Origin of the sequence: Burkholderia sp. BCC0506, assembly GCF_902833145.1 — a bacterium.
In the GTDB taxonomy this organism is placed as follows: Bacteria; Pseudomonadota; Gammaproteobacteria; order Burkholderiales; family Burkholderiaceae; genus Burkholderia.
In genome coordinates this window covers 116,420-135,091 of sequence record NZ_CADFEN010000001.1, presented here as the reverse complement: position 1 = coordinate 135,091, position 18,672 = coordinate 116,420, and the positions used below count along the sequence as shown (strand labels likewise).

The following is an 18,672-nucleotide window of genomic DNA, read 5'->3' as shown; positions in this document are numbered from 1 at the left end:
GTTGCACCGGCTTCGGGAAGCGAATCGATGCCGCACGTTGCAGAAAAAGCCGGTACGCATCAGCGCAGCGGCGTGCGGATTTTTCCGTCGACCTTCAACGTGCGCCGGTCGCGCGCGGCCTCGTATTCGACCGTCTGCGCAGGCGTGACCGCGCCATAGGACCGGCCGTTCACATAGACGACGCCGTCGCGCAACTCGATCCTGTCGCCGTTGACGGTCGCGCTCGCGCGGTCGCCCTGCAATACCGCGCCCGAACAACCGGCCGTCGAAAAACTGCGCACCGAGGTACCCGGCATCGCGGCGTTCCCGCCGCCCTGATCGGCCGCATGCGCGGCGCTGCACGGCGACGCATCCGTCGCGCCGGCAGCATCGAGCGGCGCCGCGCCGATGCCGCTTCCGGCAAGCAACGCGATCGTTATCGGCAACAGCTTGTTCATCGTGATCTCCGGGGTGCTCGGTCGTCGATCGAGAATCGGTCGATGCCTGCTCGCAGGTCGGCCAGCTCCACGCAGTATGCGGCCACTTCGCCGCGCCGGGCCATCCGCTTCATTACCAGTCTCGGCCTCGCCGGTTCGGCGGGTCCCCGCGCTCGCCGTGCCGGCGCAACCCATCGCCCGGAAGCAATCGATCCACGTAGAGATCCGCCTTGCTCAAGTTGCGACCCGCAACTATTATTGATTGCGATCCGCAACCTTTTTTGGGGGCACACCATGGACCTCATCGACGCGCCGGCCAAACCGCGCGACGCGACCATCCTCGAGCTGCGCGATTTTTCGCGCAAACTGGTGCGCGAGCTCGGCTTCATGCGCGCGACGCTGGCCGACAGCGACTGGGCCCCGTCGGCCGTGCATGCGATTCTCGAGATCGGGATGGCGCCCGGCATCAACGCGAAGGATCTCGGCACCATCCTCCGGCTCGACAAGTCGAACACGAGCCGGCAACTCGCGCGGCTCGAAGCGGCCGGTATCGTGGAGCGGCGCGTGTCGAGCGAGGACGCGCGCGCGATCGAGCTGTACCTGACCGCCGAAGGCAAAAAGCTCCGGAAGAAAATCGACACGTTCGCGACCGATCAGGTGTCGAACGCGCTGCGCCGCATGATGCCGGCCGATCAGCAGGCGCTGCTGCGTTCGCTCGCGCTGTATGCCGATGCGCTCGCGCAGGACAACGCAGCCAGGGCGCCCGTCGCGCCCGCCGACGCACCGGCGATTCGCGAGGGCTACCAGCCGGGCTGTATCGGCGACATCGCGAGCCTGCATGCGCGCTTCTACGCGGAACACTGGGGTTTCGGCGCGTTCTTCGAGCAGCGGGTGGCGACCGAACTGGCTGCCTTCGCGGGCGCGCTGCCGGCCGACGGCAAGACGCTCTGGTTGTGCCAGGAAGACGGCCGGACGCTCGCATCGCTCGCGATCGACGGCGACCCGGCGTCAGGTGTCGCGCACCTGCGCTGGTTCATCGTCAACGACGCATTGCGCGGCTCGGGCGTCGGGCGACAGTTGATGACGCTCGCGATGCGATTCGTCGACGAACACCGGTTTTGCGAGACCTACCTGTGGACCTTCAAGGGGCTCGATGCCGCACGCCATCTGTACGAGTCGTTCGGCTTTGCGCTGACGAGCGAATCCGCGGGCACGCAGTGGGGGACCGAGGTGGTCGAGCAGCGCTTCAGTCGGGCCGGGCCGGCGGGCGGTTGAGGCGCAATGGACCATCCATCGTCGATCCGGCGGGCGTCATGACACTCGCCACAAAAACAGGACGCTACACAGCGGCAATCGTCGAATGGCTCGACCGACCTATCGCACCGCCTCCGCCCGCTCCACCGCAAACGCATCGTCGACGAACCGGATCACGTCGTCGAGCGACGACGTGCACGTGGCGCCCGGCGCGAGGTCCCGAAACGCACCGTCCGGCCCGAAGCACACGAGCGGCTTGCGCCAGCGCTGCGCGAGCGCGATCTCCTCGGCCGTCCCGTGCCCGCCCGGCAGCGCGACGATCAGGTCGCTGCTCAACACGTTCACGTAGTTGCGGTTGATCGTGTCCGGCGCGGCGCCCGGTTCGCGTCGCGGCAGCGGCGTGAGGACCGGAATGTCGACGAACGGATGCGGATAGCCGTCGAGCGGCACGAAACCCGCGACCGGATCGGCCCGCGTCGGCAGGATGCCGATCGAGCGCCCGGCCCGACCGGGCACGCCGGCGAACGCGCGCGCGACCGCCAGCATCACGCCCTGCCCGCCGCCCGTCAGCAGGTTGAACCCGGCCTGCGCGAGCCACGCGCCGAGCGGTTCCGAAAACGCGAGCCACGGCTCCTTGCCCGAGCCCATCACGCCGATCGTCCTGTTGTTCCGTTGCATCGTGGTTTCCGGTGAAGTCGAGGCGGCGCGTGCGCGCGGCGCGTTCATTCGAGTTCGACACCCTTGAGTTCGGGGATCAGGAACAGCGTCGCGACCATGTCGAGCACATAGAGGCCGGCGAGCAACGCGATGGCCGTCTGGAACGAGTAGTGCGCGGCCAGCGCGCCGACCGCGACCGGGCCGAAGCCGCCGACCGCGCGGCCGATGTTCCACAGCACGTTCTGCGCGGTCGCGCGGGCGGCCGTCGGATAGCCCTCCGACATCAGCGTGCCGTAGCCGCCGACCATCCCGTTGACGAACATCCCCATCAGCGCGCCGGCCCACAGCATCGCCGTCGGGTCCGACAGCCGCGCATACGCGAGGACCGTCACGACCGAGCCGAGCTGGTACAGCAGGAACGTCGGCTTGCGGCCGATGCGGTCGGCCAGCTGGCCGAACACCCAGACGCCGATCATCATCCCGACGACGGTCGCCGCGGTCCACAGCCCCGATTTCGTCAACGAGAAACCCATCTGCTTCGACAGGAAAGTCGGCAGCCAGATCATGATCCCGTAGTAGCCGAAATTCTGGACCGAACACAGGATCGCGATGCCGAGGCTCGTGCGCGCGGTGCGGCCGTCGGCGACGAGCATGCGGAACGCGTTGGACGTCGGCTGCGTCGCGCGCCGCACGAACGCCTCCGGCTCGTGCAGCTTGTTGCGCATCGCCCATGCGAGCAGCGCGGGCAGCACGCCGACCACGAACATGCCGCGCCAGCCGATGTGGAGCAGCAGCACCGGCGTCAGCAGCGCGGCCAGCAGCACGCCGACCTGCCAGCCGAGCGCGACGTAGCACGACACGCGGGCGCGCTTGGCTGCCGGCCACGCTTCGGCCGCGAGCGCCATGCCGATCCCGAACTCGCCGCCGAGGCCGATGCCCGCGATGGTGCGATAGACGAGCAGATCCTGGAAGCCGCGCGCGAATGCGCACAGGCCGGTGAAGATCGCGAACAGCAGGATCGTCCAGGTCAGCACGCGCACGCGCCCGTAGCGATCGCTCAGCGCGCCGAACACGATGCCGCCCGCGACCGCGCCGACGAGCGTCCACGTGACCAGCGCGCCGCCCTGCCCGGGCGTCAGGTGCAGCGCCGCCGTGATCGCCGGCAGCATGAAGCCGAGGATCAGCAGGTCGAAGCCGTCCATCGCATAGCCGATCGCCGATCCGGCCAGCGCCTTCCACGCGTACGCGCCGCCCTGCTCCACGCGCGGGGCCGACGGGCCGCCGAGCGCCGAAGATTTCATGTTTGCTGCCATGGTGTCCTGCCACGAATGTCCGGCGACATTCTAAGGCCTGTGCCCGCGAACGACGGAGGCGGACGCGCGTCGGCGCGCGCTGGCCGCGCGCCAGGCGGAAAACGGCGGGCAACGAGCGGAACAGAGAACGGGAAAAGGTGGATCCGGTGTCGGCGGCGAGGCAGACGATGTCGCGATCAGGCCGGACACCGGATGAAAGACGGCAGGCTGCCGGGAGATGGCCGTCCGGCGCGCGTACGCGAACCGGACGGCGCCGGAGGGTAGTGCGGCGCGGCGGGCTTCAGCCCTGGTCGTCGCCGGGCCACCAGGTCTTGGCCCCGCGGTCGACGGCGAGCGCGTCGAGATCCTTGCCTTCGAGCCATTTCGGCCGCGGGCCGCGCCCCGACCATGAGCGGCCAGTGGACGGATCGTAGTACTTGGCAGGCGCCTTGCGCTTGCGCTGGACGATGTAGCCGAGCGCGCTCAGCACTTCCTGCTGCGAAATGCCCAACAGCTCGACCTGTTCCTTGAAGGCCGCGAGCGCGGCTTGCTTCTCCTTCTGCTTTGCCTCCGACAGCTTGATGTTCAGGTCCCGAAGTTGTGCTTCGAGTTCCTGCAGGGCCTGGGTCATGTATTCATCCTCTTTGGGCATGTTTTTGCAAAAAGCTCCGATGGCCGAACCTACCACGAAGTTCCGCCGATCGGGGCTGTCAAATAGGCGAATCGTCCACCTGAGCCGGCATGGTTTGCGCGATGCGCACTAAACGACGTCGTGCGTCACTGACGAACAGGACCAGGCCGGCAACGGGCGGCACGCCGCGTCCGCATGCATGGGGCGAACGGCGGCGGCGAGGGGTCGCCGCACGTGGCACCGGTGCGGCATGGCGCGAATGATAGCAGTGCGCGGCATCGCGATGCAGAAGTCTGCCGACCGGAGACGATGCGGGGCCGAAGGTTCAGCAGTCCTCGCCGCCGGCCTCCCATGCGATCCGGTCGAACAGCGCGCGCAGTTTCGCGCCGCGCGCCGCGTTCAGCGCCGTCGCCTGCGCGACGCGTCCGGCCAGATGCGCGCGGAAATCCGGATGCGCGTCGCGATTCTGCGACGCCGGGCCGTGCCGGATGCAGTTGGTCAGGATGGCCTTCAGGCGATCGAATGCGTCGCGCGCCAGGTTCGGATGACGGTTGACGACCACGCCGGCCAGTTGCTGCCGCGCGCCGCGCCGCATCACGCGGGTCTTGCGCCATTGCAGCGCGAAGCCTTCCTCGAGTGCGATCGCCGCGACCCGGATCTTCAGTCGCTCGATGTCGCGCGCCAGCGCGTCGCCGCCGGAAAACGCGAGATCGTCCGCATAGCGCGTGTAGGTCGCATCGAGCGAACGCGCGAGCGCGGCGAGCCGCATGTCGAACCGGAACGCACACAGGTTCGCGAGCGCCGGCGACGTCGGCGCACCCTGCGGCAGGTGCCGTTCCCGATAGCGCTGGCGGCCGATCCAGTCGAACCGGTCGCGCAGGTCCGGCGCGAGCAGCCGCGCCGACGGCACGCGATTGGTGCACAGCCCGGTGAGCGTGCGCGCGACTTCGGCCGGATACCCGAGCGTCGCGAACAGCGCATGGACGCGCGCGGCGCGCACCGACACGAAGAAATCCGCGAGATCGAAGCGCACGACGACATCGCGATCCGCATGCGGCGCCGCGAACGACACGATCCCGTGCCCCTTGCGAAAACCGTGTACCGCGCCGTGCGGCGCAATGCGGTCGAGCAACCCGTGCAGGAGGCGGCGCTGCGCTTCGCGCAGCCGCCCCTTCGGGGTTTCGACGAGGCGGCACCCGCCGCTGCGCTTGTCGACCGCGACGTACGTGTAGTGATGCAGCGGCGTCGCGCTGCTGCGCGCGTCGACACGCCAGTGATCGGACAACCAGTCGAGTTCCGGCACGCTCACGCCGAGCCACCCGGCCAGATCGCCGGGCGTCGGCCAATGCGGCACGTCGCAGCCGGCAAGCGGCGCCGGGAGCGGCCGCTGGACCAGCGGCCGCCGCACGATGCGGATCACCGCCGGCCGCCGGTCGCCATACCATGCGCGCACGAACGCGGGCGCGTCGGCCAGGACCGCCGCGAGTGCGTCGGTGTCGGTATCGGCCCAGTTCGCGCCGAAGCGGACGAGCGCGAGGGCCGCGCATTCGTGCGTCCACGGCGGCGCTTCGCCGAGCACGGCGGCCATCCGGGCGGCGACGCCGTCGCGTTCGGGCGAACCGGCGAGCATCGCCTCGGCAATCGTGCGGGTGGTGTCGCGCAGGGATGAGTGCATGAGAATGAGAGGCGGGACGATGAGCCAACGTGACTGGTGCTGCGAGAGCAGTCGTTGCGCAACGCGCAACATGCGCACTTGCGACGCATCGGCGTGTCGATCTGATCCACGGGGTAGCCCCGTAGTCCTGGAACATCGGCTGCCTGTTCCGGGCGTGTGCTTGACCCACCGCCCCGCGTCGCGACTTTAATGGGCGGCGACGCCGGGTGTCAAATCGCGCCGGACGAGACGGGATGCGCGGCGACGCCGCGATGCGGCCGCCCGGCTCCCCGATGCTCCAGACTGAATCGGGGAACCCGCGCAGTGTATCGCCTTTCGATGCAGGAACGACGTGGCGCCGCTGCGGCCCATGCCCACGCGCCCCTTCCCTACATCTTGCCTGCCAGATGAAACCGCGACGCCGGATGCCACAGCCTGACCGACGTGGCGACCTGCTCGCCGACCCACGTGCGGCGGCGGAGCAGCAAGCACGGCTCGCCGATTTCCATCACGAGATGCCGACGCACCTGCGCATTGGGCTTCTCCGCGTAGATCCGGAATTCCGCACGCTGGATCGGCGCCAGTCGCACCATATAGTGATTCGGTGTCTCGAGCGTGAAGTCCTGCTCCAGATACGCGGGAAACAAGGCCGGATTGACGTAGCGATCCTCGAACTGGATCGGTTCGTCCTCCTCGTAATGCACGATGCGCGAATGAAACACGGGGCCGGCGCGCAGTCCGAGCGCATCGATCGCGTCCGGGTCGACGCTGCGCTCGATCAGCAGCACGCGCGCGCTGTGCCGATGGCCGCGCTCGGCAATCTCGTCCGCGATGTTGCGGATCTCCAGCACCGTCGATTCGTAATGCCGGCGCTCGACGAACGTGCCGGCCCCCTGGATGCGCGTCAGCACGCGCTCGGCCGTCAGTTCGCGCAGCGCGCGCGACACCGTCATCCGGGCCACGCCGAATTCCTTGACCAGTTCGGCCTCGGTCGGGATCGCGGCGCCGGGCTTCCAGTCGCCCTTCGCGATCCGCTCGACGACGTAGCGCTTGATCTGCTGATAGGCCGGCAGCGCCCGCGCCGGCACGGTGTCGGCCGATGCCTGCGCCGGCCCTGCGGAAAGTTTGCGTACCGTTTCGCTCATGCGCCCTCGACCGAATGAATGTGGGGTGATGGGCCCGCCTTTGATCGTCGTCACTGCAACGAAGGCGGCACACCGGCGACGATGCCGGCCGCGATCGCGATATCGTCCGCGAGCGGCCGGTCGTCGTGATACGCCGGCACGCGTTCGCGCACATGCCGCCACAGCGCGTCGGTCGATGCGGCCCGCTCCGTTTCGCCCGGCTGCAGATCGTACGCCTGCGCGGCGGCCAGCAGCTCGATCGCGAGCACGCGCGTCGTATTCTCGATGATGTCGAGCGCTTTCAGCGCGGCCGGCGTCGCATGACACAGGTGATCTTCCTGCAGCCCCGACGTGATGCCGCCGTCGAGGCTCGCCGGCGCGGCAAGCCGCTGATTCTGCGCGACCAGCGCGACCGCCGTGTACTGCGCGATCATGAAACCCGAACAGCTCCCTCCGGGCGCAGCAAGAAACGCCGGCAGCCCGCTGACGAGCGGATTCACGAGCCGGTCGAGACGCCGCTCGGCGATCGCCGCGACCTGGGCCATCGCCGCCGCGAGGCTGTCCATCGCGAGCGCGATGCCGGCGCCGACCGCATGCGCCTGCGAATGCACGGCCGGCGCGTCGCGCGTGCCGGCCACGATCGGATTGTCGGTGACGGACGCGAGTTCGCGATCGACGACCTGCGCCGTGACGTCGAACACGTCGCGCGCCGCGCCGTGCACATGCGGAATCGTGCGCAGGCTGAGCGGGTCCTGCGTATGCCGGCCGCTCGCCGCGGCAAGCATGACGCTGTCCGCCAGCAGCGCACGCAAACGGGCGCCGACCTGCTCGATACCGGGGGAAATCCGCAGCGCGAGCGAAGCCGGATCGAACGCGGCGAGTTGCCCGCCGAGGTTCTCGAAACTCATCGCCGCGATCCAGTCGGCCCAGTCGAGCAGCCGTTCCGCGCGGGCCAGCGCGAGCGCCGCCAGCCCCGTGACGCACGGCGTCCCGTTGACGAGGCTCAACCCCTCCTTCGCGCCGAGCACGAGCGGCTCGCGGCCGATGCGCCGCAGCGCCTCGTCGCCGCGCAGGCGCTCGCCGCGATGGCGCGCATGGCCGTGCCCGACGCAGACGAGCGCGACGTGCGCCATGTGGGTCAGGTACCCAACCGAGCCGTGCGCCGGCACTTCGGGCAGGCAATCGTGCTCGAGCAGCGCGACGAGCTGTTCGACGACGTCGGCACGCACGCCCGAATGCCCGTGCGCATAGTTGTTGATCGCGGCCGCGATGATCGCGCGCGTTTCGGCGGCGCCGAGCGGCATGCCGACGCCCACCGCGTGACTCATCAGGATGTTGTGCGACAGCGTGCTCTGCTGGGCCGGCGACACGATCACGTCGCACAGCGCGCCGACGCCGGTATTGACGCCGTATGCGCGAATCCCGCGCGTGACGATCTCGTCGACGAGTTCGCGAGCGGCCACGACGCGCGCGCGCGTCTCGTCGGCCAGCGCCAGCGGCTCGCCGGCCGCCACCGCCGCAACCTGTCGCCAGTCGAGCGGCTGCGCCGCACGGAATACGGTCATGGCAGCCTCAGTTCGCGGTGCGGTCGTGGTGGCTCGACACGAATTGCCGGAAGCGCTCGGAGGCCTGGCCGCCGAAGACTTCGTCGGGCGCCCCGTCCGTATCGACCTCGCCCCGATGCAGGAACATCACGCGATTCGACACGTGACGCGCAAAACCCATTTCGTGCGTGACGACCAGCATCGTGCGCCCCTCCTCCGCCAGCGAGCGCATCACGCGCAACACCTCGCCCACCAGTTCCGGGTCGAGCGCCGACGTCGGTTCGTCGAACAGCATCACCTTCGGATGCATCGCGAGCGCGCGGGCTATCGCGACACGCTGCTGCTGGCCGCCCGACAGGTGCGCCGGATAGTAGCCGCGCTTGTCCGCGAGGCCGACGCGCGCCAGCAGCGCCTCGGCCTCCTCCACCGCTTCCGCGCGGCTGCGCTTTTGCACGCGCAGCGGCCCCTCGACGAGGTTGTCGAGCACCGTCATGTGCGACCACAGGTTGAAGTTCTGGAACACCATCCCGAGCTGCGAGCGGATCCGGTCGACCTGGCGCCGGTCGCTCGGGTGCAGCTTGCCGTCGCGGGCGCGCTTCATCGCCAACTGCTCTCCGGCGAGCGCGACGGAGCCGTCGTCGGGTGTCTCGAGCAGGTTCAGGCAGCGCAGGAACGTGCTCTTGCCCGATCCGCTCGCGCCGAGAATCGAAATGACGTCGCCCTCGTGCGCGTCGAGCGAAATGCCCTTCAGCACGTGGTGATCGCCGAACGACTTGTGAATGTTTCTGACCGACAGCGCAACGGGAGCAGCGGTGTTCATCGGATTCTCCTGGAAAGAATGGCGCGCTCAGGACGCGACGCGCTGGGCATTGCGGGTCGCCGCGGCCGACGCACCGGACGACGGCTTCGGCGCACGCAGGTGCGCCGAGAGCCGCCATTCGAGCGCGCCGAGCAGGCGCACGACGATGAAGTTCAGGCCCAGATAGATGACGGCCGCGCAGACGAACACTTCGGTCGTCCGGTAGGTCTGCTGGATGATCTGCTGCGCGACGCCCGTCACTTCCCACACCGTGACGAGGCTCGCGAGCGCGGTCGACTTGACGAGCAGCACGGCCTCGGTCGAATACGCGGGCAGACACTGGCGCAACGCGATCGGGCCGATCACGCGCCGCAGCAGCGCAAAGCCCGACAAGCCGATGGAATAGCCGGCCTCGATCTGCCCGACCGGCACGGCCATCAACCCGCCGCGCACGATCTCGGCCGTGTAGCCCGCCGTGCACAGCGCGAGCGACAACACCGCGCAGACGTACGGCTCGCGCAGCAGCGGCCACATGAAGCTCTCGCGGATCACGCCGAACTGACCGAGCCCGTAATACACGAGGAACATCTGGATCAGCAGCGGCGAGCCGCGAAATACCAGGATGTACGCACGCGCGAAGCGGTTCGGCAGCCAGTGCGGCGACACGCGCATCGTGACGATCACGAGCGACAGCAGGCCGCCGAGCACGAGCGAGGCGAAGAACAGGCCGAGCGTGGTCGGCACGGCCGCGAGCAGCTGGCGCAGCGTGTCGACGAGAAAAGCGAAATCGATGGACATGCCCGTTCTCCGTCAGTTGCGCGCGAAATTGCGGCGGAACGAGCGGCCGACGATCGCTTCCGCGCGGTTGAACACGCGGTTCGACAAGCCCGTCATCAGCAGATACAGCGCACCGCCCGCGACGAAGAACACGAAGTACTGGTGCGTCGAATTCGCGGCGATCTGGCTCGTGCGGAGCAACTCGGCAAGACCGGTGACCGAGATCAGTGCGGAATCCTTCAGGCTCAGTTGCCACACGTTGCCGATACCGGGCAGCGCAAAGCGCAGCACCTGCGGAACCAGGATGCGCCGCAGCACCATGCTGCGCGGCATGCCGATCGAGCGCGCCGCTTCGAGCTCGCCTTTCGACACCGCGAGCACCGCCGCGCGATAGACCTCCGCCTGATAGGCGCCCGAGATCATCCCGACCGCGAGCGCACCGATCACGAACGGCGGCACGCCGATGAAGCCTTCCGCGCCGAACCACTGGCCGACGGCCGTCACGAGTGTCGAGCCGCCGAAGTAGAACAGATAGATGACGAGCAGCTCGGGCACGCCGCGAAATACCGTCGTATACAGATCGCCGAGCAGGCGGAGGCTGCGGTAGCGCGACAGCTTCGCCGCCGCGATCGCCGCGCCGATCACGGCGCCGACCGCGAGCGCGGCGAGCGTCAGCGCGACCGTCATCAGTGCGGCGAGCAGCAGCACGCCGCCCCAGCCTTCGGTACCGAAACCGAGCATTTCAAGAATCGCCATGCGTGCCTCCCGGCATGCGTTGAGTGAATCCGCTGGATGCGTGCCGCCGCGTATCGTTCGACGGATTGACGCGGCGGCGGCCGAACACGCCGTTACGGCGTCACGTCGGTCTTGAACCACTTGTCGGCGAGCTTCTTCACGGTGCCGTCCGCGAGCGCCGCGGCGATCGCCGTGTCGAACTTCGTCTTCAGGTCGGCGTCCTGCTTGCGGAACGCGAGCCCCTCGCCCGGCCCCCAGATCGGGCCGCCGAGCTTCGGCCCCGCGAGCACGATCGATGCGTTTTCCTTCTTCGCGTTGTTCGCCGCGTAGTACGTCACGTCGTCGAACGAGGCGTCGATGCGCCCGGCGACCAGATCGAGATCGCGTTCGGGCGACGTCTTGTACACGCGAATCGACGCAATGTCCTTGAAGCTGTCGTTGATGAATTTCGTGTAGACGGTGCCCGACTGGATGCCGATCGTCTTGCCCTTCAGCTGCTTGCGCAGCGTGTCGACGGTCGGCTTGTCCGCGTTGGCGTCACCGGTCAGCTTGACGATCGGTGCGCCGGGCGCGGCCTTCGGCAGGATCTTCGTATCGGTGACGGCGAACGTCGCCGGCGTCGCCGCATACGGACGCGAGAACAGCAGGACCTTTTCGCGCTCCGGCGTGATGGAAATCGCATCCATCAGGACATCGAACTTGCCGGCCTGCAGGCCGGGAATCATTCCGTCCCAATCCTGCGCGACCATATTGCACTGCACCTTGATCCGCTCGCACACGTTGGCGAGCAGCTCCGGTTCGAAACCGCCCAGCTTGCCGCCCGGCAGCGTGAGGTTCCACGGCGCGTAGCCGCCTTCGAGCGCGACCGTCACCGTCTTCCATTCCTTGGCCTGTACCGGCGCCGCGAGCGTTGCCGCCGCAGCCGCGATGACGCCGATCGTCCTGATTGCCCACTTGATGCGCTTGCCGTTCACGAGAGTTCTCCTTGCGTTGAAGTTCGCCATCCCTTCGGTGCAGCAAGCCGCCTCAGGAATTTGTCTATACAAGCATGCAAGAAGAAAAACAGCGCGACAAGCGGTGATCAATAAAAACGGGGTAAACGCGGGAAATCCCCTAATTTCAGGGGCCTGGCGCGCGTCGTTACGGGGAATTCCGGCACATTTCTGGTGCAATTCGAGTGGCCGAATCTCAAGGATGACTAGACAAATTCCGGATTCGATCACGAAGCCGCTCGACCGTGACACACGTCTGAGGATTGTCGCCGCGCGGTGCCTGCGCGCTACCGCATGCGATGGCCTCGCGCAGTACAGCCCCCGCATCGAAGTCCAACGGCCGCGCATCGTCAGCGGCGCGGACGCTTCGTTTGTCCAATGAATCGGGCGGTGGCTTGCCCGGCTTCCGTAGGCGATGAGCGGCTGTCCGGTCGGCGGTGAAGCGGTGAGTCGATGCCGACGGGATACCGCGAGCCGTGCGAAAGGTGCCGGTCCTACGGTGCCTGTGGCGCATCGCGCAGCACGGCCCGCAGCGCCGTATCGAACGGCGTCGCGTAATCGATCCCGAGCGCGCGCACGCGCGCGGCATCCAGATGACAGTCGTACGGGCGCGGCGTCGCGTCGGTCGGTTGCGTGACGGGTGCGAGCGCGGCATCGATGCCGAGCGCGGCCGCAATCCGCTGCGCGATGTCGTACTTCGTCATCGGCTCCTCGCCCGACCAATGGCGGATGCCCGTGATCGATGCCCCCGCGAGATGGCGCAACGTCAGGTCGCGGATGACGTCCGCGACGTCGGGCGTATAGGTCGGGTAACGGATCGCCCATGCGTCCATGCCGACAGCGTGGGCGCCTGGCCGCGCGGAAGCGACAATCGCGGGCACGAGGCTCGTGACGGCCGATTCGCTCCAGTCCGCGATCGGGCCGAACAGCAGCGGCAGGCGCAGCACGCACGACAGCGGCGAGGCGGCGAGGAGCGCGGCCTCGCCTTCCAGTTTGGTGCGGCCGTAGATGTTCAGCGGGTTCGGGGCGGCGTCTTCGGTGTAGGGGGCGGCTTTGCCGTCGAACACGTAGTCGGTCGAAATGCCGAGCGTCCATGCGCCGTATCGTGCGGCGAGCGCACCGATGCGGGCCGGAGCGGTGACGTTGATTGCGCGGGCCGCGGCCGGGTCGCGTTCGCAGACGTCGGGGCGGCGCTCGGCCGCGCAAATGACGACGGCAGCCGGCCGGCGGGTTTCGAACAGGCGTTCGAGGGCCGGCTCGTCGAGGACGTCGAGTTCGGCGAGGTTTTCCGGCGGCAATGCGAGCAGTTTCGCGCCGGCACTGTGTGGGTTCCGGATGGTCGCGAGCAGCGTCAGCGACGGTTCACGGAACAAGGACGCGGCCACCGCGCGGCCGAGCAGGCCAGCGGCGCCGATGAGGAGGACGGTCGGACGGTCGGTCGGCGAAATCGGGTTTGGCATGGGTAGCGATAAATCACGGGAAACGAAGGGATTATCGGGCCTATTGAACGACATGAACGACTCGCATCCCGTCGGGAACATGATCGCCCCCGTTCTTCGCCCGTTTCGCGCCGGCCAACGGCTTCGCGCAATGCGTGACGCGATGCGGAATCCGGCCGCGAGCGCACGCGCTGTCCGCCTTGCCTGGTCACGCCCCCCGTTCTGTAGTCGGCACGCGCGTCGATCCTCGGGCATGTGCCAAAACGAAACCCGGCACGCTCGCGCGCACCGGGCCTGCCGATACCGAACGAAAACGCCGCCCCGCCTTACCTCCGATCAACCGAATACCGCCCCGGCCCGGTCGACGCGAGCAACAGCAGCCCGCCGATGATGCTCACGTTCTTGTAGAAATTGATCATCGCCATGTACTGCTCCATCCCTTGCAGCGCCCAGTAGCGATGGCCGATCAGCGCGGTCGCGAGCGTATAGGCGGCGAACGCCAGCGCGAGCGGACGCGTATAGAAGCCGATCGCGATCAGCACGCCGCCGACCAGTTCGACCGCCACCGCGATCACGGCCGCGAGCTCGGGCGCCGGGTTCCCGGTCGACGCCATATACGCGACGGTGCCCGAAAAACCGTTCAGCTTCTGCCAGCCGAACAGCACGAACAAAATCATCATCAGCACGCGAGCCGCCAGCAGCAGCTCGTCCTTCTTCGACTCCAGCGAAACGTAACGCATGGCAATCACCCTTTGAATTGACGGTTTGATGCAGCCGGTGCCGCTGCGCGCCCAATCGGCGCGCGATGCCGGCAACGGACCACGCTTCGCGCAATCGGACGGCAAGCCACATGGCCGGCCGCCGAAGAATCCGGCCGGTGCCGCCACGACGGGCGGCACGCTCGGGATCGGTTCTGGCGAAGCACGGGTGCAGTCTACTGTCCCGCAGCAAATCATCAATCCTTCAAAAAGTTATTTTCTGTCTCGTTTGAGTGGACAAAGTGAAGAAACTGCCGACGCCGGCAAATGCCGGCCGGGAGGGGACTCCAGACGCCTCTTCCAACTTCAGGCATACGAGAATTGTCGCGGTTTTTACGTCACCGCATTCAATCAACATTTCCGAATCCAATTAAACGGACCTGCTCGACCATCGGGTAAGTCCGCGAAATCGTGCAACGCCAGATGGTTCGGAAAAATGAATCGGCAAACGAATGCGCTTCATGCATCCGCGCTTGACACGGCATGCGGAGCGATATGTCGGACGCGCACGGATCGGCGTCCGATATCCAGCGTGCAATCCGCTATTTAGGTACCCCCCGCCTGCACGATGTTCAGCGATCCGGCCGAAACATTCGCTGCAAACGTTCACGCGTTCCGTGCATTTCCATTCTGGAAAACCGTGAATGGATACATGCGAAGTTGTCGGTTAACGGCAAAAAACTTCGAGCCTTTAATACTCATTTCTTACCCACCCGGAACGTATATTTTTTCTCAAAAAAGATGACCAAAAATTACCGACCCATATCGATTTAAGAATACGATAGCGCACCGATTCATTCTTACGTTTTCCCGACACCTCGTTGCGGGCGTCGCGGGAAGCGGCATGCACGCGAGAGCACCGCGCCGGCCCACCCCGATCACTGCAAGCCGGCACGACGCCGTTCGCCCCTTTCAACCGGAGCTCACCCATGCCAACGAACACGCCCGTCAACAGCGGCGCGAACGCGAACAGCCTGATGCAGCAGGCCGCGCAATCGATCATCAACGGTTCGACCGGCAATCCGGCGATGGACGTCGGCTCGCTCGTCAAGACGCTCGTGAACGCGAAAACGGCCGGCCGGGCCGCAACGCTTGCCGCTTCGCAAACGACCGGCAACACGCGGATTTCCGCATTCAGCGCGCTGTCGTCGGCGCTCGGTGCGCTGGAGGCGGGCCTGACGTCGCTGAAGAACGGCGCACTGCAGTCGACGTTCAACGCCGTCGCGAGCGGCAAGGGCCTGACCGCGACGGCCGGCGCGGGGGCGGTCGCCGGCACCTACACGGTCGGCGTCACGCAGATCGCGACCGCGCAGGCGTTGTCGTCCGCCGGCTTCAACGGCCGCAACGCGCTCGGCACCGGCACGCTCACGCTGTCGCTCGGCAGCCAGCCGTTCAAGGTCGAAGTCGGCGGCACGAACAACACGCTGGCGGGTATCGCGGCGGCGATCAACGGCGCGGCGGGCAATCCGGGGATCAGCGCGACGGTCATCAACGGCACGGACGGCGCCCACCTCGTGCTCGCATCGTCGAAGACGGGCGCGGCGAACGCGATCAGCGTCGCGGTCGGCAACGTGTCCAACGACAACGGCCTGTCGAACCTCGGCGTCACGTCGACGGCCGACCCGTCCGGCGGCGCATCGAAGATCGATTCGGCGAACGGCGCGGCGGCCTGGCGGCAAAGCGCCGTCGCGCAGGATGCGAAATTCACGCTCAACGGGATCGCATCGACCAGCGCGAGCAACGCGGTATCCGGCGTGCTGACCGGCATCACGCTGAACCTGTCGGCGGCCGCGGTCGGCGCGACCGATACGCAGACGTTGACGGTCAGTCCCGACACGAAGTCGCAAGCCGCCACGATCGCGAATTTCGCGAGCCTGTACAACACGGTCGTCAAGACGATGGGCGCGCTGTCGAGCTACACGGCAGGCGCGAGCTCGCAAGGCGCGCTGATCGGCGATTCGACGCTGAACACGATCCGCAACTCGCTGGCGTCGATCGTCGCGCGCGGCGTCGACGGCGGCGCCGTCGCCGAGAACGGAAACGCACACGTGAACCTGCTGTCGATCGGCATCAAGCTCGAGAAGGACGGCACGCTGAACGTGGACAGCGCGAAGCTCGACAGCGCGCTGTCCGCCAATCCGTCGGGGGTCGCGCGCCTGTTCAATCCGGAGAACGGGATCGGCACGCGCCTGGCCGACCAGATCGCGCTGTTCACGAAGAAGAACGGGATGATCGACGTACGCACGACCGCACTGACCGCCGATCTGAAACGCGTCGCGCAGCAGCAGTCGGATCTGTCCGACTATGCCGCGCAACTGACGAGGCAGTATCAGGCGCAGTTCACCGCGCTCAACACGCTGATGGCCCGGATGAACACCAACACGCAGTACCTCACGCGACTGTTCGGCGGTGCGAACAGCAACGGCACGCTGTCCAGCAAGTGAATGGCCGGGTCGCGCAGTGCGCGCGGCCGGAAGACAGCGTCGTTCCTGCCCGGCGATGCGCCAGCGCCCGCCGGGTTCGCCTCATCGTCGCCCGCACACGGCTCGCGGTTGTCGTTGCAGCAGGGAGGCGTCAGCCGAGACCTTCGACGCGGTCGGCGAACAAATCGATCGCACGCGACACCCGACGCCCGAAATAGCCGGGCCGTTCGTGCTCGTACGCACGCAGCAGCGACGTGCATTCACGCTCGGCCCAGCGCCATACGGGCCCCTGCTTCGCGAACACCGGATGATCGTGCAATTCGGCCGGTACCGCATGCTCGTCCTCCCAACCCCAGAAATAGGCCCGGTAAGCACGCGCGAACGGCATGCCCAGCTGGTTCGCGACGGTCTGGTCATGCCGCAGCGTGAAGTCGACGATCTCCTTGCGCATGTGCCCGCCCACGTCGTCGTGCCGCGCTTCGATCCAGCAGTGATACCGCGCGAGCTGCGACAGATGCCGCGCGGTGCGGCGCCGCTCGCGCGTCGTACATAGCGCGTACAGGATGCCGTCGCCGAAATCCATGACTTCGCCGCCCGCGAACGGCCGATAGGGTTTGCCAGTCAGCAGCGTCAGCACCCGCGCGCCGACGATCGCATAGTCGGCGCAGCGCATGTAGCCGCTGCGCGTCGTCGCCTCCGACACGCTCCGGTGGACGACCTCGTCGATCACGGCGTGCAGCATCGGATCAACCGGCGCCGCCAGGATCGGCGGCTGGCTTGTCGTCGTCATGTGTTGCATGGGCGGATGCGGCTTCAGCGGTTCATCGGCAAAAATCACTCCGCGGCATGGTATTACGAACCGTTACAACGGACGGGCGCGGGATTGCGCAGATTTGTGCGCTTTTGTCGTCTCTGAGCCAGACATGTCGACAGTCCGTCAGACACGGTCGATACGACGCGTGGCAGGTTGGCCACGCGTGCATCGACACCGCGCTCGCGGATCGCCGCGGTTCGCGTTCGTGATATCGGGAATGACCGCCGAATGACGGTCGGATGGTAAGGCGGCAGGCGTTACCGCCGTCGACAGGATCGGAATCCCGATGATGGCGCCGCGATTGCGGCGCATCGCGCAAAGCAAGTCGTTCTTGCACGCAGCGGGCGTGCCGGCCACCTGCACGGCACGCGAGACGATCACGCGCCGTGCCAATGGCGCGGCGCGTCCTATGTCATGACGCGGCGATCCGTCGCCGGAAATGTTCGGTGCCGGCCACGATCTTGTCGAGCACCGCATCGAGCGCCCAGAACCGTTCGCGCACGTCGTAATCGATCGCACGGCATTTGATCGACCCGAACGTGCCGATCCGCTGGTGATAGAGCTTCGCGAGCGCCGGGTAACCGAGCGCCTCCGATACCGCCGAGACGACCAGGAACGTCGACAGTTCGTCGGCCAGCGCCGGATTCGTGTCGCCTTGCGTACGCAGCCACCGGTAGAGATCGGGATGGAAATTGGTGAACACGCCGTTGAAACCGGCGGACCCGGCCTTCATCGCGTCCCATGCGATCGCGGCGTTCGCGTTCAGGATCTTCAGCGGCGACCCGGCGGCGAGCGCGACGCGCCGCTTCACCGTCGCGAGATCGCAGCTCACGTCCTTGAGCATCACGAACCGGCCCGTGTCGATGCACGCGCGCAGTTCGTCATCCGACAGCAGCCGCCGGTAAGGCGCCGGACATTCGTACAGGCCGAGCGGCAGATCCGACGGCAATCGCGCGAGCAGCCGGCGGAGATGGTCGAGCAACGCGGCACTGCCCTTGCGTTGCGGATCGAGCCGGTTGGTCACGAGCACGACGCCCTGCGCGCCCGATTCGGCGGCCGCGCACAGTTCGGCGACTTGCGCGTCGAGATCGTCGCTGATGTGCCCGGACGCGACGACCGGCACGCGCCCGGCCACCCGCTCGACCACGAAGCGCGCGAGCGCCGCGCGTTCGGCCAGGCTCAGGAACTGCATCTCGCTCGATTGCGCGACCGCGAACAGCGCATCCGAGCCGTGCGCCAGATACCATTCGATGAGCCGCTCGAGCCCGGCGTAGTCGATCGCGCCGGCATCGTCGAACGGCGTCAGCATCACGGGTACGATCCCTTCGATGATCACGTTCGATTGCTGCGGGTGTTGCATCGG

The 18,672-nt window shown here is 67.3% G+C and carries 17 protein-coding genes; 2 read left to right on the top strand and 15 right to left on the bottom strand.

What is annotated here, in order from left to right; genetic code table 11:
• Nucleotides 1-59: 59 nt before the first annotated feature.
• Entirely contained in the window at nucleotides 60-437 is a 378-nt protein-coding gene (locus HWX62_RS00525) for a sugar ABC transporter ATPase (RefSeq protein WP_175931318.1), read from the bottom strand.
• A 273-nt stretch (nucleotides 438-710) separates the two neighbouring features.
• On the opposite strand from HWX62_RS00525, the gene HWX62_RS00520 reads away from it, so the two are divergent.
• Entirely contained in the window at nucleotides 711-1,691 is a 981-nt protein-coding gene (locus HWX62_RS00520) for a helix-turn-helix domain-containing GNAT family N-acetyltransferase (protein ID WP_175931317.1), read from the top strand.
• A 99-nt stretch (nucleotides 1,692-1,790) separates the two neighbouring features.
• On the opposite strand, the gene HWX62_RS00515 is transcribed toward HWX62_RS00520, so the two are convergent.
• From HWX62_RS00515 to HWX62_RS00460, 12 genes are all read right to left on the bottom strand, one after another.
• Entirely contained in the window at nucleotides 1,791-2,396 is a 606-nt protein-coding gene (locus HWX62_RS00515) for a DNA-binding protein (protein ID WP_175931316.1), read from the bottom strand.
• Entirely contained in the window at nucleotides 2,393-3,640 is a 1,248-nt protein-coding gene (locus HWX62_RS00510; RefSeq protein ID WP_175931315.1) for an MFS transporter, read from the bottom strand. Before HWX62_RS00510 ends, HWX62_RS00515 begins: the two co-directional genes overlap by 4 nt.
• A gap of 280 nt (nucleotides 3,641-3,920) precedes the next feature.
• Nucleotides 3,921-4,250, bottom strand: coding sequence for an H-NS histone family protein (locus HWX62_RS00505; RefSeq protein ID WP_175931314.1), 330 nt, complete (start codon nucleotides 4,248-4,250; stop codon nucleotides 3,921-3,923).
• Nucleotides 4,251-4,575: 325 nt separating this feature from the next.
• On the bottom strand, nucleotides 4,576-5,925 hold the full coding sequence (locus tag HWX62_RS00500; protein ID WP_175931313.1) for a reverse transcriptase family protein: 1,350 nt from the start codon (nucleotides 5,923-5,925) through the stop codon (nucleotides 4,576-4,578).
• A 368-nt stretch (nucleotides 5,926-6,293) separates the two neighbouring features.
• Nucleotides 6,294-7,049, bottom strand: a complete 756-nt coding sequence (gene hutC, locus HWX62_RS00495) for a histidine utilization repressor (protein WP_175931312.1) — start codon at nucleotides 7,047-7,049, stop codon at nucleotides 6,294-6,296.
• A gap of 50 nt (nucleotides 7,050-7,099) precedes the next feature.
• On the bottom strand, nucleotides 7,100-8,593 hold the full coding sequence (hutH, locus tag HWX62_RS00490) for a histidine ammonia-lyase (RefSeq protein WP_175931311.1): 1,494 nt from the start codon (nucleotides 8,591-8,593) through the stop codon (nucleotides 7,100-7,102).
• A gap of 7 nt (nucleotides 8,594-8,600) precedes the next feature.
• Nucleotides 8,601-9,392, bottom strand: coding sequence for an ATP-binding cassette domain-containing protein (locus HWX62_RS00485; RefSeq protein WP_175931310.1), 792 nt, complete (start codon nucleotides 9,390-9,392; stop codon nucleotides 8,601-8,603).
• A 27-nt stretch (nucleotides 9,393-9,419) separates the two neighbouring features.
• Complete coding sequence (locus HWX62_RS00480) at nucleotides 9,420-10,169, bottom strand: ABC transporter permease subunit (protein ID WP_175931309.1); 750 nt, start codon at nucleotides 10,167-10,169, stop codon at nucleotides 9,420-9,422.
• A 12-nt stretch (nucleotides 10,170-10,181) separates the two neighbouring features.
• Complete coding sequence (locus HWX62_RS00475) at nucleotides 10,182-10,904, bottom strand: ABC transporter permease subunit (protein WP_175931308.1); 723 nt, start codon at nucleotides 10,902-10,904, stop codon at nucleotides 10,182-10,184.
• 92 nt (nucleotides 10,905-10,996) lie between these two features.
• Complete coding sequence (locus HWX62_RS00470) at nucleotides 10,997-11,857, bottom strand: transporter substrate-binding domain-containing protein (protein ID WP_175931307.1); 861 nt, start codon at nucleotides 11,855-11,857, stop codon at nucleotides 10,997-10,999.
• Nucleotides 11,858-12,369: 512 nt separating this feature from the next.
• The gene (locus HWX62_RS00465) at nucleotides 12,370-13,335 is read right to left on the bottom strand and encodes an SDR family oxidoreductase (protein WP_175931405.1); all 966 of its coding nucleotides are present in this window, start codon (nucleotides 13,333-13,335) and stop codon (nucleotides 12,370-12,372) included.
• Nucleotides 13,336-13,640: 305 nt separating this feature from the next.
• A complete protein-coding gene (locus HWX62_RS00460) occupies nucleotides 13,641-14,054 on the bottom strand; it encodes a DoxX family protein (protein ID WP_175931306.1) in 414 nt (137 codons plus the stop codon).
• A gap of 947 nt (nucleotides 14,055-15,001) precedes the next feature.
• Between HWX62_RS00460 and fliD the strand changes: the two genes are divergently transcribed.
• Nucleotides 15,002-16,516 (top strand): flagellar filament capping protein FliD, encoded by a 1,515-nt coding sequence (gene fliD / locus HWX62_RS00455; RefSeq protein ID WP_175931305.1) that lies wholly within the window; start codon nucleotides 15,002-15,004, stop codon nucleotides 16,514-16,516.
• 130 nt (nucleotides 16,517-16,646) lie between these two features.
• Here fliD and HWX62_RS00450 read toward each other — a convergent pair whose 3' ends face one another.
• Nucleotides 16,647-17,294 carry a hypothetical protein gene (locus HWX62_RS00450; RefSeq protein ID WP_175931304.1) on the bottom strand — a complete coding sequence of 216 codons (648 nt, stop codon included), beginning with the start codon at nucleotides 17,292-17,294 and terminating at the stop codon, nucleotides 16,647-16,649.
• Nucleotides 17,295-17,721: 427 nt separating this feature from the next.
• The gene (locus tag HWX62_RS00445) at nucleotides 17,722-18,669 is read right to left on the bottom strand and encodes a dihydrodipicolinate synthase family protein (protein WP_175931303.1); all 948 of its coding nucleotides are present in this window, start codon (nucleotides 18,667-18,669) and stop codon (nucleotides 17,722-17,724) included.
• Nucleotides 18,670-18,672: the final 3 nt, after the last annotated feature.

What these genes read in the sequence shown, in the direction of transcription:
- HWX62_RS00525 (WP_175931318.1), bottom strand. Translation starts at nt 437, where the DNA reads ATGAACAAGCTGTTGCCGATAACGATCGCGTTGCTTGCCGGAAGCGGC.
- HWX62_RS00520 (WP_175931317.1), top strand. Translation starts at nt 711, where the DNA reads ATGGACCTCATCGACGCGCCGGCCAAACCGCGCGACGCGACCATCCTC.
- HWX62_RS00515 (WP_175931316.1), bottom strand. Translation starts at nt 2,396, where the DNA reads ATGAACGCGCCGCGCGCACGCGCCGCCTCGACTTCACCGGAAACCACG.
- HWX62_RS00510 (WP_175931315.1), bottom strand. Translation starts at nt 3,640, where the DNA reads ATGGCAGCAAACATGAAATCTTCGGCGCTCGGCGGCCCGTCGGCCCCG.
- HWX62_RS00505 (WP_175931314.1), bottom strand. Translation starts at nt 4,250, where the DNA reads ATGACCCAGGCCCTGCAGGAACTCGAAGCACAACTTCGGGACCTGAAC.
- HWX62_RS00500 (WP_175931313.1), bottom strand. Translation starts at nt 5,925, where the DNA reads ATGCACTCATCCCTGCGCGACACCACCCGCACGATTGCCGAGGCGATG.
- hutC (WP_175931312.1), bottom strand. Translation starts at nt 7,049, where the DNA reads ATGAGCGAAACGGTACGCAAACTTTCCGCAGGGCCGGCGCAGGCATCG.
- hutH (WP_175931311.1), bottom strand. Translation starts at nt 8,593, where the DNA reads ATGACCGTATTCCGTGCGGCGCAGCCGCTCGACTGGCGACAGGTTGCG.
- HWX62_RS00485 (WP_175931310.1), bottom strand. Translation starts at nt 9,392, where the DNA reads ATGAACACCGCTGCTCCCGTTGCGCTGTCGGTCAGAAACATTCACAAG.
- HWX62_RS00480 (WP_175931309.1), bottom strand. Translation starts at nt 10,169, where the DNA reads ATGTCCATCGATTTCGCTTTTCTCGTCGACACGCTGCGCCAGCTGCTC.
- HWX62_RS00475 (WP_175931308.1), bottom strand. Translation starts at nt 10,904, where the DNA reads ATGGCGATTCTTGAAATGCTCGGTTTCGGTACCGAAGGCTGGGGCGGC.
- HWX62_RS00465 (WP_175931405.1), bottom strand. Translation starts at nt 13,335, where the DNA reads ATGCCAAACCCGATTTCGCCGACCGACCGTCCGACCGTCCTCCTCATC.
- HWX62_RS00460 (WP_175931306.1), bottom strand. Translation starts at nt 14,054, where the DNA reads ATGCGTTACGTTTCGCTGGAGTCGAAGAAGGACGAGCTGCTGCTGGCG.
- fliD (WP_175931305.1), top strand. Translation starts at nt 15,002, where the DNA reads ATGCCAACGAACACGCCCGTCAACAGCGGCGCGAACGCGAACAGCCTG.
- HWX62_RS00450 (WP_175931304.1), bottom strand. Translation starts at nt 17,294, where the DNA reads ATGCAACACATGACGACGACAAGCCAGCCGCCGATCCTGGCGGCGCCG.
- HWX62_RS00445 (WP_175931303.1), bottom strand. Translation starts at nt 18,669, where the DNA reads ATGCAACACCCGCAGCAATCGAACGTGATCATCGAAGGGATCGTACCC.